The following is a 13,333-nucleotide window of genomic DNA, read 5'->3' as shown; positions in this document are numbered from 1 at the left end:
CCATGAAAAATCTGTGTATGTTTTTACTCTGTTTATTGTTATTGAATTTGCCAATAAGTGCGCAAGCCGCGCCTTTGCAAGTGGGTGACCAAGCCCCTGAATTCTCGGTTACTACGCTGGCAGGACAGCAGCTTGCGCTTTCAAAGTTTGTGGGCAAAAAGCCCGTTTATTTAAAGTTTTGGGCGACTTGGTGTCAGTACTGTACCAACGAAATGCCGCATTTAGCGAGGTTACATCAAAAGTTGCAAGGCGATGTTGAAGTGATCACCGTGAATATTGCCTTGAATGACTCAGTTGCAAATATCGAAAACTTCTATGCTGTGAACGATTTATCGCTGCCTACGGTGTTTGATAAAACGGGTGCCTTAACGCAAAGCTATGGGGTAATGGGCACGCCGTTTCATGTTTTGATAGATAAGCAAGGGCGTATTCATCAGCAGTCTTTTTTTGCATCCGATGAATTTAATCAAGCCTTACTGAACTTAGCGAAACAATAATAGCGAAACAATAGGAGAAACAGCATGAAAGCATTATTTTTGGTCTTTGTTTTATTGAGTGTGAGCACAGCCTCCTTCGCAGAACAGTTACAAAGCTCAGAAACTAAAATGAAACATTTAGTATTTATTGACGTGTGGCAGTATTTTAGCGATCAACAAACACCGCTAACGGACTGGCTGAGTGCACAAAATTCAGAAGAGTATCAGGTGCAATATGTGCAGCCAAATATCAATGTCACCCGTGATATTTTGGCGCAGGCGCAACAGGCATTTCCGGTTTTAGGCGATCTTTACTTAGACGAAAATTATCAGTTGATGCGCCAATATGGTGTTTGGCAGATGCCTTACCATGTCATCTTGCAAAACGATCAAACGGTTTTTAAAGGCAATGATACAGATCTAGCACGTTATTTAGTCGCGGAGCAATTGATCAATCAGGAGCAACTGACTGCTGTGCATCATTTATTGCAAGACTTAACTCACGAAAATAAACCACAGCCAAGTCAAACGCAGTTTGTAAAACAAGCACCAGTAGCGCGCGTTGATGAAAATGATATTGCTCCCAACTTTAAGGGGCACACCTTGTTGGCTGAGCCAATCAGCTTAAATAGCAGGCTTACAAATTTACAGGCCGATGAGCATCTTAGCTTGGTTTTTGTTGATTCTTTGTGTCCTATGCCACAGTTTGCAGGGTGTGAAGCAAGCTTAGCGCGTTTGGCTAAACGAAAAGACAGCAATACTTTGATTGTTGTGAACGGCTATTATGTTGACGAACATCATGTAAAACAGTTTATCGCGGCAAATAAATTGTCACAGCCTGTACTTTGGGATCAACACAACCACATCTTTAATCAATATGGGGTATTAGCGACAGTGACTGAAATTCGCATTAATAAAAATGGCAGAGTGATTAGACGAACACAACTTTAACGCTGCGTTTATCGCCATTGGAGGTCGTTGTTTAAAGTTTTAGCTTCGAAGCAACGACTTCAGTACTTTTGAAGTGTTATTTTCGAATCTTCATACCAATCCGTTCGATTAGGTGATCTATTTTTAGGCAAGGAAAACTGTTTATAGCGAGACTAAATTTTTGCTATTTATTTGTTCTAAATAAAAACTTTCAACGAAGCTAGCGTCCGCTTTAGTCCCTCAAAGTGATTGAGTATTATTGAAGATTGGTATTAGTGTTGCTTTTGAATATGAGAATTGATGTTGTCGCAAGTGATATACGGCGAGATTGACTATCAATTTTGTCTTTAGGGTAAATTCTTGTTTTTACTCAGAGCGTGATTATATACAAATCAAAAGCGCATAAATGACTATAAAATCGCACTTTAACTATTCTTAATAACTTCTAAACTGAACATATTAAGATGAAAAGTTAGTTTGCGGGTGAACGGCTTTGCATATCGTTATTGAAATTTTAAATGTGGCTAAATATGGCTAAGAGTTCAATTAATATGCTTTTGCAAGCCTGCTTTTTCTTTTGGCTTTTTAGCGCTCTAGTACATGGAAAACCGCTCAGTTTAGTGACCAGCGAAGGGCCGCCGCATACGATAAATAATAAACTATTTAGTGGCATAGATTTAGATGTGACTAAAGCAGTACTCAGACAGCTTGGTTACTCTGTGAAGCTTAACTTTGTAGCACTTGGCAGAGCAGAGATGTTAGTTCGCTCCGGTCAGTATGACTTAATGGCACCGATATTTTTTGCACAAGATACCGATAACTTTTATATCAGTGAGCCCATTGTTACTTATAAACCCATGGTGTTTTCTTTATCTGAGCGTAATTTATCGCCCGAATCTATCAGCGATCTTGCTAAGTATTCTGTGATTACTTTTCAAGGTGCACCGGGCTATTTTGGCGATGCGTTTAAAGCCATGTCGGAGCAAGCGCGATATAAAGAGTCGGCAGACATGTCGGTGATCCCCGAGATACTGGCTAAATCCCGTTACGACTTTGCAGTATTAGACCAATATATTTTCTATTACTTCTATCGCATAAATGACAAACAAAGACCCATAGATATCTTTAAACATCATTATTTAATCCCGCCAGTCACCGCCAGTGTCGCTTTTAAAGATAAAATGCTCAGAGATAGGTTTAATTATGAGTTGAAGAAGTTTAAACAAGGTAAAGGCTACGCCAAAATCGTTGAGGCTTATTTGGGGCGAATGGAGCAAGTGGCTCTGACTGATACCCAGTAGTTTTGTTGATTGTCTGAAACGACATTTGTAAATTTTAAAGGTGATTTTCTTAACGCTTTTGATATTCCCTCAGGCTCAATCCAAACTGCTTTTTGAAGGTGCGACTCAAATGCGCGCTGTCTGAGAAACCTGCAATATACGCCGCTTCTGTGGCCGTTTTTCCTTGCTGTAATGTCTGTAATGCACAGATCAAACGTCGCCATAATAAGTAAGGTCGCCAGGGGATCTGCATTGTGTCTTTAAACAAATGCAAAAAGCGACTTTCTGAGAGGTTGAGCTCTGCGGCAATATCGACAGCTCGCCACTGCTGTGGTTTTACACACTCTTTGCCAATGCAGTGATTAAGCTTATCGAGCAAGCGGGCTATTCGTGCATCAACTTTGGTTTGCGGTGTTGTGGTTAGAGGTGATGGGGTTTGAGGTACCTTGGTTTGAAGTGCAGGGGTTAAACCACACAAAGTGAGTAACTCACTTAGGCTTTGAGTACTGTCTAGTTTCTTATTAATGTCGATTTCAATAAAGGCTTTATCAGCCAGTTTTGCCGTGAGCTGTTTGCCAACATTGCAGCTAGGTTCGATTAAGACCACCCACCCAGCTTGCATGGTGAGCTGATGACTAACATCTTGGTTAATGATGCTTGCATCGGAGAGCTCTATTGCATCGTGATTTGGCAGAGTAAGGCGCATATCCGCGTTACCTATGGGTAAGGAGATCTGAATAAGCGTGTGTTGGTGAGCAGCCGTTTTTGGCACTGTGCCAAAAATAGCTAGTATGCCGGGCTCGATGAGTAATTGGCTAGGTGCTTGCTGCGTCATAGATTATGGGCAATAAAAAACCGAAGACATTGCTTCGGTTTTATCAGCTATTTACATAACTTGCTAGTGTTTGCTTATGCAAACGCATCTTGTAGTGGTGGTACTACTTGCTTCTTACGGCTTAGTACACCATCTAACCATACGCGGCTTTGCTCAGGCGCAACACCGTAAGCGCGCTCAACAATGCCTTCGTCATCAGACGCGATAAGCATTTGTGAACCTTCTTTCATGATGTCTGTAAGTAGTAAGAATACAGAATGGCGGCCGCCTTCTTCTTTTAGCTTTGCAATGTCAGCTTCAAGATCAGCTTTGATGTCGTCAAATACAGCTAGGTCGATAACTTCTAACTGACCGATACCGACTAGGTTACCGCTCATGTTGAAGTCTTTAAAGTCACGCATAACTAAGTCGCGAGCAGGTGTGCCTTCAACCGCTGATTTAACTTTAAACATTTCCATACCGAATGCTTTGTAGTCTTCGATACCAGCGATCTCAGCCAGTACTTCAACACACTTGATATCAGCAGTCGTACAAGTTGGAGATTTGAAGATAACAGTGTCAGAAAGGATTGCACCTAACATAAGACCCGCGATGTTCTTTGGAATTTCAACACCGTAGAAGTCATACATCATCTTGATGATGGTGTTTGAACAACCAACAGGGCGGATCCAACACTCAAGCGGTGTAGACGTCGTTAAGTCGCCAAGTTTGTGGTGGTCAACAACACCCACAACCGTTGCTTCATCAATGTCATCTGGTGCTTGTGTTTTTTCTGTGTGGTCTACGATGTAAACCTCTTCACCTGCATAGCTCATTTTAAGCTCAGGCGCTTCAAAACCAAACGTGTCTAGAATGAACTGAGTTTCAGGTGATACATCGCCTAAACGTGTTGCGATTGCTGCTTCACCAATTTGATTTTTTAAATATGCAAGTGCAATTGCACCACAAATAGAATCTGAATCAGGGATCTTATGACCCACTACATACATTGCCATGGACGGAACTCCTTAAATTTTGCGCGATATTCTAGCAAACAATCACGACAGTTTAATAGCAAGTCGATGCATTTTTAGACCTAAATCTAAGCCTAACGGAAGCAAAACAGGGCAAAAGCATGCTCCACAGTGAAGATGTTTTTCGATACACTGCAAAACGACTATTTAATAAAAGCAATAAAACACAGAGGCAAGCACATGGGATTGAGTCGTAAAGCATGGAATAACGTGGTGATCTTCGCCATGCTGATCATGATCTTCTTTTTAAATGGTCTGCATCATAAGCTCAATCCAAATGAACAAGCGTCTGGCTCACAACGACTCTTACCCGAGCAAACATTTGTACTGACATTGGCTTTTCCTGGCTACAAAATTGAGCGCATTGGCACAGCTTGGCGCAGTGAAGGGCCGTGGCAAGTAAGTCCGAATCAACTGCCTTTGTTGATTGATGCATGGCAGCAAGTTGAGTTAGAGCTGACAGATATTTCGTTGCCGAGCAGCAAAGCCGTCAGTGTGGCGCAGTTTTGGTTAGCAGGCGAAGAGTTACCTTGGAGCTTTCAACTCTATCAAGACGCCGAGCAATACTATATTTTTGATAAACAGCAGCAATCTTGGTTGATCTTAGAATCAGAGCTTGCATATCAACTGTTTGAGCCGCTTAATTTAGCGCAAGCAACAGCACAGTAACCTCAACATATTGAAAGAAATAGACATTAGAGAACCTCATGCCTGAATTACCAGAAGTCGAAGTCAGCCGTTTAGGCATTAGCCCACACATTGAAAAACAAACAGTCAGCAAAGTATTAGTACACAATGCCAGCCTTCGTTGGCCTGTGCCAGATGAAGTGAAAGACATTGAAGGGCTGACGATCAACAGTGTGCGCCGTCGAGCAAAATACTTAATGCTCGATACAGATATTGGCAGTGTGATTTTACACTTGGGTATGTCGGGGCATTTGCGCATTGTGCCAATTAGTGAGCCGTTAAAAAAACACGATCATATTGAGATCCACTTCGATAATGGTAAAGCGTTACGTCTAAACGATGCTCGTCGTTTTGGTGCGTGTTTATGGCAAGCACCTAATGAGTCTCATACGTTGTTCGCAAAGCTTGGGCCTGAGCCACTCACCGATGAATTCACTGCCGATCATTTATTTGAATGTTCGCGCAACAAGAAGGTGCCTATAAAGCAATTTATTATGGATAACCATGTGGTTGTGGGCGTCGGTAATATTTACGCCAACGAATCGTTGTTCAAAGCGGGTATTCATCCAAAACGCGAAGCAGGCAAGGTGTCGTTAAAGCGCTATAAATTACTCACGCCAATCATCAAAGATACTTTAGCCGCGGCCATTACCCAAGGTGGTACTACGCTAAAAGACTTCGCACAGTCTGACGGTAAACCTGGTTATTTTGCTCAGCAATTACTGGTTTATGGGCGTAAAGGCGAAGAGTGCGTGACGTGTAAAACCGTACTGAAAGAAATTCGCTTAGGCCAGCGAAGTACCGTGTATTGCCCAAAGTGTCAGAATTAAATGAGAGAAGAGTACGCGAAAAATTATGTCTTGTGAGGTAGCGCTTGCCACCTCACAAAACAAGCGGACTAGAAAATTAAACCACTTCTGAGTAGAGTTGTTGCGCTTGGCTTTGCGTACTAAAACTCCACGCTGACAATATCTGTGTCACTTGCTTTATTCGTAACTCAAAGCTGCTTTTTAAAGCGCGCTCGTGAATGGTGTGGTCGCCGTCACCATAAGGCCCAAAGCCATCTAACGTTGGCACGCCAGCGGCGCTGACTACGTTCGCATCTGACACACCGCCGCGTTGCTCGGTTTTCAGCGGTTCATCTAAGATCATAGCAATCTCATCAAGAAGCTGTTGTTGCAGTGCATCTGGGCTCATCACACCGCGTTGTAAGCCTCCGTTAACGTTAATTTGCACGCCAGTGATCTCCATGGCGAAGCAGATATTTTCTATGCCTTTGAGTAAACGTTGTTGCTCTTTAAGCGTTTTAAAACGGGCTTCGACCATCATATTAGCTTTTGGTGAAATGGTATTGGTGCTTAAACCGCCTGAGATTTTACCGACATTCACGGTGCTGCCTTTTTTTAAATCGGTCAGAGCTGTCATCTCGGTAAGCATATTTGCCAGTGCATAGTTGGCATCGATGCCATCGGCATAATGATTACCGGCATGAGCGGCTTTGCCAATTATTTCAATATCGAACGTGGCAATGCCTTTTCTACCAATGACGACTTCGTGATCTTTACCTGCCGCTTCAAATACCAAACATGCGTCATAGTCTTTGGCGAGTTTTGCAGTTAAATATTTACTGTCATCGCTGCCAGTTTCTTCATCACTGACCAATAAAAAATCGATGTTATAGAGCGGGCCAAATTCCGCTTTTAAGTTACGAAGCGCATTCAGTGCGACAAAGTTACCGCCTTTCATATCGCATACACCGGGGCCATACACCCAGTCGTCATCTTGTTTAAACTCGGTAAAGGTATTGGGTGGAAAAACGGTATCAAGGTGGCCGAGTAACAAGACTTTTTTGCCTGCTCTTTTAGGGGTATGGAAAAGTAAATGATCGCCAATGCTTTCTCTTTGGTAACGGGTCATAGCAAAACCCAAAGGCGCAAGCAGCGCAATCATTTGCTCGCCATGTTCATCAATCCCTGCTTTGTTTTTACTATGAGAATTACAACGAATAAGGGTTGCTAATTCTGCAAAATCTATCTGTGTCATAACGGATTTCCCTGTATTTAATTGCCGCCAGTTTCTCGACACTATGTTTCAAGGAGGTGAATGTTTTATGAACAAATTTTGTTCGCTGCTATTGGTCAAAAAAGTGTCATCTTGATCCGTTTAAATTGCGGCCAACAGCGCAAATAACCCTTTTGCATTAGACCCGTTTTTGAAAACAAGGAGCACATTGTGGCAGCACCTCATGTAGGCATTTGGATGTACGAAAATGGTGGCGGTAAAGCCATCGAGCAAAAGCTAGTTCACGCATTGGCTGAGCGAGGCATTCAAACCTCAACAGGCTTAAATTTGAGAGATGCTAGAGCGCAAGGCGGCTCAATTATGTGTAATGGCATCGCCATGGAAAAGTTAGATACGTTTTTAAGCTATAACGCAGGGCAGCAAACTCAGTATCAGCTTTATTTGTATCAAACATTGAGCGAAACCATTCCGACGCTCAATAACTACAACGCTTTCTCAATTGCTGAAGATAAATTCCGCACCTCTCACTTACTTAGCTCGCAAGGCATCGTAACGCCAGATTACCGTTTATGTCACAAGAACGACATGGACGGCTTGAAGTCAGCCATCCGCGACTTCGGTGGCAAATTGGTTTACAAACCAACCGACGGCTGGGGTGGTGTTGGCATAGTAAAAATTGACTCTGAGCAGGCGCTCGACATGCTAATGCCCTTTTTAAGCCGCACCGACTTACGTTACTTCTACGTAGAGCGCTTTATCAATTATGACAACACCGACTATCGCATTGACATTGTCGATGGCAAATGTGTGGGCTGTTATGGCCGTAAGGCACCGAAAGACGATTGGAAAACCAACATTACTAGCGGTGGCTCTGTATTCGTGCGCGAGCCAAGTGACGAAGTGGTCGATATTGCAGTTAAAGCCACAAAAACACTCGGGTTAGAGATAGCAGGTGTTGACCTTATTTACGACCGAGAGCGAGAAGAATATGTGGTGCTTGAAGTGAATACCATTCCTGCTTTTGCCACGCCAGAACAAGAAGCGCTGGGGATTAATTTTAATCACAGCAAAATCTCGGCCATGGTCGAGCTGATAGACAAAACCGTACAACGCAAACTTTCACTGCAATCTGCCAAGGTGGCTTAAATCATGACGAAGAAAACCTCACTGCCAAAAATCGGTCTGCTTTATTTAGACTATGTACTGCGCTTTTTTGATAAATCTAACTTTAAAGGTTGGCCCGATAAAATTGAGCAAGTGACCTATCATTGGGGTAATGACAAAGCCCGCTTTATTGCAGAAGTGAAACGCAAAAAAATCGACGTGTTAATCGGTAATATTCCAGCTACGGCGTACGAGACATTTCGCGACATTGCCCGTGCTCTACCTGAAGTACGTTTTTTACCATCGTTAGATAGTCAGTTTTCCAATAAATCAAAAGAAAATGTGACGCACTTTTGCCGTAAATACGATTTACCTATCCCACATACGGAAATTTTTTATATTCCTGAAAAAGCGCAGTCTTACCTTGCCTCTGCGACTTACCCGAAGATCATTAAACGCTCTTACGGCCCATCGAATTATGGTGGTTACTTTGTCCATAAGGTAGACAGCTACGAGGAAGCGCAGAGTCTGTTGAGTGAAAAACGTTATTACCCCGTGTACGTACAAGATTTTGTCCCTATGGAAGCAGATATTCGAGTCATGTTAATTGGTCACAAACCTGTTTGTGCGTTTTGGCGTCGTCCGCCTGAAGGGGAGTGGCTGACTAACACCAGTCAGGGCGGCAGCATGGACTACCAAGGTATTCCAAAGTCAGTGCTTGATTTAGCGACTAAAACCTCAAAAGCGGCGAATGCAGAATATTGGGCTTGTGATATCGCGCTAGGAAAAGATGGAAAACTACGCATTTTAGAGTGTGCGACTGCCTTTGCAGCCTTTCCTTATATTCGTGATTGGATTGGCCAATATTTGATGTGGCTATTGGGCGAAGGACGTTTTCATAAACCAAATATTCCTATTTATAACTGGGAAGAGTTGGGCAAAATCGATGCACGCTTTCTGCGTACTATGCGCCATATTGGTTTTTCTACATATACGCCAAGCCAAGACTGCGGCGAATTATTTACCGATATGACAGAGCAAAGATATCCAATCTTTGATACTCAATACCGCGCGGGTGAAGAGTGGCCGAGTGAGATCTGGAATCTACAAGATAACTTTAAGTTGCCAGCCAAAGTGGTGCCTGCGTCAGCTATGCAACCAGTGCCGGGTAGTGATGAAGTCATGTCTGAAACAGATTTGCCGAATGTGGCATTTGATGAGTCACAAATTCGCGCCATGCTGGGTGAAGTCAAAGGCGTGGGTGACAAAATGATTGATGACATCTTAGCGACGTTTGGCGCAACTGGTGTGGTTGAGGCTTTAAATACTGAGCCTGAACAGCTATGTGTTGTTAAAAATCTCAAAGCGAAAAAGCTAGAGAAAATCGTCGATCACTGGCACGCCTTTACAAAAGCATAAACGGGAAGCAGGCATGAAAATACAATACGCGTCGTATCAAGACACCATCGACTTTTTGCAAAAAGCGATGAGTGAACATCCGCATTTAATACGTCTACAAAGTATCGGTGAAACTTGGGAGGGCAGGCCCATTATGCTGGTTACTTTGTCATTAGATGTCACCTATGCGGATGACAAACCCGCGTTATTGTATACGGGCACCATTCACGCTCGGGAATGGATAGGGAATGAGTTAGCGATTAAGTTTATTCAGTATGTCATAGACAATTATCGCTTTAACCCTAAGTTACAAACAGCGTTAACACGAAACACGCTGTATATGGTGCCCTGCCTAAACCCTGACGGCTTTGAGTACTCGCGTAATCACTTTTCATTTTGGCGTAAAAACCGCCGCAATAATGGCGATGGCACTTTTGGAGTGGATCTTAACCGCAACTTTGACGCTAAATTCATGCGAAACAGTAATACGCAATCGAACACTTACGGTGGTCCGCATGCGTTTTCAGAGCCTGAAACCTGCGCCATTCGTGACTTCGTCGAAAAGCGCAGTAACATTTGTATTGCCCTTGACTACCATTCACAGGGGAATGTGTTCTTTCCGGCTCATAAGTTTAATCATGAAGTTGAGATTGAAGGCACAGATTTAAATGTGTTGTGTGCCAACATGAACAACGAGATTAAAAAGGTCACGGGGCGCCAGTATGGTATTCATCGTGGCAAGCCGCCAGCACAGCTTATTCATGGCAGTGGTCGCGAGTATTACTATCGCAAAGGGATTATTGCCACTGTGGTCGAGGTAGGGACCCGCAACATTCCTGATTATATGAAGAATATGGCGCAAAGCGTGGCCGAGAATATTCCAGCGGTTGCCTATGCTTTGGGTGAAGCCATTAACTACTCAAACCTTGCGCCTGCAAGAGTGCCTGATTTCACTATTAAGCAAGTGGGTCACGATAGTGTGGAGTTAGAGTGGGAATATGAGCAGCGAGAAGATATTTATTTTGAGTTATACCGCGCTGAACATAATAAAAGCCCCTGCAATGAAGCCAACTTAGTGGCAATTACCAAGTCATTGTCGTTCACCGATACACAACTAGAAAGCGGACAGTTTTATTTTTACAACATCCGTGCTGTCGATAAAGTCACAAAAATTAAATCGCCGTTTAGTCCAGAACTGCGTTTAAAAACCTTGTTGGCAGAGCATCAATGTAGCCGAACGTTATTCCCAGCCAAAGAGCAAGTTGGGTATTTAAGTGCTAACTATCAGCAAAAGGCACGCGAGCGCTTTGGTTATAACTCGATGTTTATTGGTGTCGATAAAAAGCGTGGCACGAGCGTGGGTGTCGTGGTATTCGATTTGGCGAATATCCCAGAAGGCTCGCATATCGATCGGGCGGAATTTTTCCTATATCCGATGAATCGGGTGAATGCGAAAATAGAGAAGTATGGCGAATGGTCTATATCGGTGCTCGATCCAAACCAAATCGATAACATTTATGACTACAGTGCCATTTGTGAGGCGCCAGCTTTGCATACGCTGGGGCAAACGATTGAGTCAGATAAGATGACCCAAGGTATTTGGCTTAAATGGTCGTTTAATGGCGTCGAGCGAGATTTGATCTCTCAACTGTTAGACGATCAAAAACTGATCTTACGCCTGCAAGGCCCAACCAGTTTACCGCTAGGTAATGACTCACAAGTAATGCAATTCGACATTGGCTATGGGCCATTTGGTAGCGGCTTACATTATCGCCCTAACTTAGAGCTGGTCTATCAATTACCAGAGCAAAGCTTAAAACTGACGCCAAACAGCTGTAATACTATTTATCAAGAGAAAGTGATTGCGGATAGCTTATGTTCTGGTTTCGACGACCAAGGTGAAATCGTCTACGGGCAAATGGCATTTGAGCATCAACATGAGTTAGAGCCAGAGAAAACCGTGTTCACCCAAGCTTGCTTAACCTTGTACAGCCAAAACTCACTGCCATCGAGCAAAGACGTACGCTTTACCGTAGAGTTGGTGGAGTTAAAAGACGTCGACTTTAAACACGTTAAACAGCGTCAGAAAATCGAATATATCGGCTATGAAGTAAGTAATGCCCAACTTAAAGAGCGCACCGCACACGACTTTATGTTTGACAGCTACAGCTTGAAAGAACTGGCGCGTTTGCATCAAACACAAACCCCATATTACTTCGTTATTCGAGCTACAGCTGAGTCACAGGCTAAAAATGCGTTAATTGAGTGGAGTAATGCTGAGTTAAATATTCGTTATATAAACCGTCGTAATCAAGCTTTACCCGCGCCAACAGAGTTACAAGCACAGGTTGAAAATGGGGTGGTAAAACTAACTTGGCAAAACCCAGAGAGTGATGATTTTGTCGGCTGTTTTGTGGTGCGAAATTGCTTCCACCCACCGCGTTCTCCGTTTGATGGTGTAAAGCTATACGGTGGGCCAGATGAATATACGCTCGATAATTTTGGTAACCCTGATATTGCTAAATATTATGCGGTGTTTAGTTACGACCATGCGCCAAACTATTCAGAGCCCGCGGCGGTGTATTATTTGAGTAATAACAAAGAGTGATTAACGAGTTTTAGGTGGTTTTGTAGGTCGTCATTTATGGCGAAAAGTTTGAAGCTAAACGGTGGCAGTTCAAGGAGTTGGGGCCGTTAATTTAGTGCGAAAAATTTAATATTTCATCAGGTATTGCACTAAGCATTTTGTCGCGCTAAAGCACGACCTACAGTTGGTCATGTAGGTCGTCATTTATGGCGACAGGTTTGAAGCTAAAAGGTGGCAGTTCAAGGAGTTGGGAGCGTTAATTTAGAGCGTAAAAATTAATATTTCATTAGGTATTGAACTAAGCATTTTTGTCGCGCTAAAGCACGACCTACAGGTGATTGTGTAGGTCGTCATTTATGGCGACAAGTTTGAAGCTAAAAGGTGGCAGTTCAAGGAGTTGGGGCCGTTAATTTAGTGCGTAAAATTAAGCATTTCATCAGGTATTGCACTAAGCATTTTTGTTGCGCTAAAGCACGACCTACAGGTGATTGTGTAGGTCGTCATTTATGGCGACAGGTTTAAAGCTCAAATGGTGCCACACCCACAGCTTGCATGGTGTAACCGGTTTGCGCTAATTCGCCACTCCAAGTCTCAACTTTGATAATCCCTGTGACTGTGATTGCATCGTATAAACTTTCGATTGGCACACCGTTTTTGATTTTTACATGGACGATCTGATTTGGTGGCGGCGGTGGCACATGAATACACGCGCCAAAATACGGCACTAATAAAAACTCAGTGATCACTTCGCTGTCACCTTCAAGGGGTACAACAAAACCCGGCAAACTCACTGACTGACCATCTAATGCTGTTACCACCGGGGCGTCTAAGTCTGGTTGCACCCAGTTTTGATCTGCGCCATCGTGGCTGGCTGCATCTTGATTACTAATTTGCACATGACCTTGTGGGATTAAGTCTTCCCAAAAAATTTCTTTCGGTGCTTGGGCAAAACTCAGTGCACTAAAGCACAAAGCAAAGCAGAGTGAAAATAATTTCATACT

At 43.2% G+C, this 13,333-nt stretch carries 12 protein-coding genes; 8 read left to right on the top strand and 4 right to left on the bottom strand.

What is annotated here, in order from left to right; all coding sequences use genetic code 11:
• The first annotated feature begins 2 nt into the window (after positions 1–2).
• The 3 genes from PP2015_RS15180 (at position 3) to PP2015_RS15170 (ending at position 2,707) form a co-directional block, all read left to right on the top strand.
• Positions 3–497, top strand: coding sequence for a TlpA family protein disulfide reductase (locus PP2015_RS15180; protein WP_058031105.1), 495 nt, complete (start codon positions 3–5; stop codon positions 495–497).
• Positions 498–521: 24 nt separating this feature from the next.
• Positions 522–1,427 (top strand): peroxiredoxin family protein, encoded by a 906-nt coding sequence (locus tag PP2015_RS15175; protein ID WP_058031104.1) that lies wholly within the window; start codon positions 522–524, stop codon positions 1,425–1,427.
• A gap of 509 nt (positions 1,428–1,936) precedes the next feature.
• Positions 1,937–2,707 (top strand): substrate-binding periplasmic protein, encoded by a 771-nt coding sequence (locus tag PP2015_RS15170; protein WP_058031669.1) that lies wholly within the window; start codon positions 1,937–1,939, stop codon positions 2,705–2,707.
• 49 nt (positions 2,708–2,756) lie between these two features.
• Here the strand turns inward: PP2015_RS15170 and PP2015_RS15165 are convergent, their stop codons facing one another.
• Both PP2015_RS15165 and PP2015_RS15160 read right to left on the bottom strand, forming a co-directional pair.
• On the bottom strand, positions 2,757–3,521 hold the full coding sequence (locus PP2015_RS15165; protein ID WP_058031103.1) for a helix-turn-helix domain-containing protein: 765 nt from the start codon (positions 3,519–3,521) through the stop codon (positions 2,757–2,759).
• Positions 3,522–3,595: 74 nt separating this feature from the next.
• Complete coding sequence (locus tag PP2015_RS15160) at positions 3,596–4,516, bottom strand: manganese-dependent inorganic pyrophosphatase (RefSeq protein ID WP_058031102.1); 921 nt, start codon at positions 4,514–4,516, stop codon at positions 3,596–3,598.
• Positions 4,517–4,651: 135 nt separating this feature from the next.
• Between PP2015_RS15160 and PP2015_RS15155 the strand changes: the two genes are divergently transcribed.
• Positions 4,652–5,203, top strand: coding sequence for a hypothetical protein (locus PP2015_RS15155; RefSeq protein ID WP_227009243.1), 552 nt, complete (start codon positions 4,652–4,654; stop codon positions 5,201–5,203).
• Positions 5,204–5,241: 38 nt separating this feature from the next.
• Positions 5,242–6,051 carry a bifunctional DNA-formamidopyrimidine glycosylase/DNA-(apurinic or apyrimidinic site) lyase gene (mutM, locus tag PP2015_RS15150; protein WP_058031101.1) on the top strand — a complete coding sequence of 270 codons (810 nt, stop codon included), beginning with the start codon at positions 5,242–5,244 and terminating at the stop codon, positions 6,049–6,051.
• A gap of 76 nt (positions 6,052–6,127) precedes the next feature.
• On the opposite strand, the gene PP2015_RS15145 is transcribed toward mutM, so the two are convergent.
• The gene (locus tag PP2015_RS15145; RefSeq protein WP_058031100.1) at positions 6,128–7,264 is read right to left on the bottom strand and encodes a M20 family metallopeptidase; all 1,137 of its coding nucleotides are present in this window, start codon (positions 7,262–7,264) and stop codon (positions 6,128–6,130) included.
• Positions 7,265–7,453: 189 nt separating this feature from the next.
• Here PP2015_RS15145 and PP2015_RS15140 point away from each other — a divergent pair, with 189 nt between their 5' ends.
• Genes PP2015_RS15140 through PP2015_RS15130 form a run of 3 tightly spaced genes read left to right on the top strand, consistent with a single transcriptional unit; the run spans position 7,454 to position 12,353 of the window.
• The gene (locus PP2015_RS15140) at positions 7,454–8,389 is read left to right on the top strand and encodes an ATP-grasp domain-containing protein (RefSeq protein ID WP_058031099.1); all 936 of its coding nucleotides are present in this window, start codon (positions 7,454–7,456) and stop codon (positions 8,387–8,389) included.
• Positions 8,390–8,392: 3 nt separating this feature from the next.
• Positions 8,393–9,766, top strand: coding sequence for an ATP-grasp domain-containing protein (locus PP2015_RS15135; protein ID WP_058031098.1), 1,374 nt, complete (start codon positions 8,393–8,395; stop codon positions 9,764–9,766).
• A 13-nt stretch (positions 9,767–9,779) separates the two neighbouring features.
• On the top strand, positions 9,780–12,353 hold the full coding sequence (locus tag PP2015_RS15130; RefSeq protein WP_058031097.1) for a M14 family zinc carboxypeptidase: 2,574 nt from the start codon (positions 9,780–9,782) through the stop codon (positions 12,351–12,353).
• A gap of 497 nt (positions 12,354–12,850) precedes the next feature.
• Here the strand turns inward: PP2015_RS15130 and PP2015_RS15125 are convergent, their stop codons facing one another.
• A complete protein-coding gene (locus PP2015_RS15125) occupies positions 12,851–13,330 on the bottom strand; it encodes a DUF3299 domain-containing protein (protein ID WP_058031096.1) in 480 nt (159 codons plus the stop codon).
• Positions 13,331–13,333 lie beyond the last annotated feature (3 nt).

The sequence above is a fragment of the Pseudoalteromonas phenolica genome, assembly GCF_001444405.1.
Taxonomy (GTDB): domain Bacteria; phylum Pseudomonadota; class Gammaproteobacteria; order Enterobacterales; family Alteromonadaceae; genus Pseudoalteromonas; species Pseudoalteromonas phenolica.
This window is presented reverse-complemented; position numbering and strand designations above follow the sequence as displayed.

Excerpts from the sequence above, each read along its gene's own strand:
- PP2015_RS15180 (WP_058031105.1), top strand. The coding sequence starts at position 3 with ATGAAAAATCTGTGTATGTTTTTACTCTGTTTATTGTTATTGAATTTG.
- PP2015_RS15175 (WP_058031104.1), top strand. The coding sequence starts at position 522 with ATGAAAGCATTATTTTTGGTCTTTGTTTTATTGAGTGTGAGCACAGCC.
- PP2015_RS15170 (WP_058031669.1), top strand. The coding sequence starts at position 1,937 with ATGGCTAAGAGTTCAATTAATATGCTTTTGCAAGCCTGCTTTTTCTTT.
- PP2015_RS15165 (WP_058031103.1), bottom strand. The coding sequence starts at position 3,521 with ATGACGCAGCAAGCACCTAGCCAATTACTCATCGAGCCCGGCATACTA.
- PP2015_RS15160 (WP_058031102.1), bottom strand. The coding sequence starts at position 4,516 with ATGGCAATGTATGTAGTGGGTCATAAGATCCCTGATTCAGATTCTATT.
- PP2015_RS15155 (WP_227009243.1), top strand. The coding sequence starts at position 4,652 with ATGTTTTTCGATACACTGCAAAACGACTATTTAATAAAAGCAATAAAA.
- mutM (WP_058031101.1), top strand. The coding sequence starts at position 5,242 with ATGCCTGAATTACCAGAAGTCGAAGTCAGCCGTTTAGGCATTAGCCCA.
- PP2015_RS15145 (WP_058031100.1), bottom strand. The coding sequence starts at position 7,264 with ATGACACAGATAGATTTTGCAGAATTAGCAACCCTTATTCGTTGTAAT.
- PP2015_RS15135 (WP_058031098.1), top strand. The coding sequence starts at position 8,393 with ATGACGAAGAAAACCTCACTGCCAAAAATCGGTCTGCTTTATTTAGAC.
- PP2015_RS15130 (WP_058031097.1), top strand. The coding sequence starts at position 9,780 with ATGAAAATACAATACGCGTCGTATCAAGACACCATCGACTTTTTGCAA.
- PP2015_RS15125 (WP_058031096.1), bottom strand. The coding sequence starts at position 13,330 with ATGAAATTATTTTCACTCTGCTTTGCTTTGTGCTTTAGTGCACTGAGT.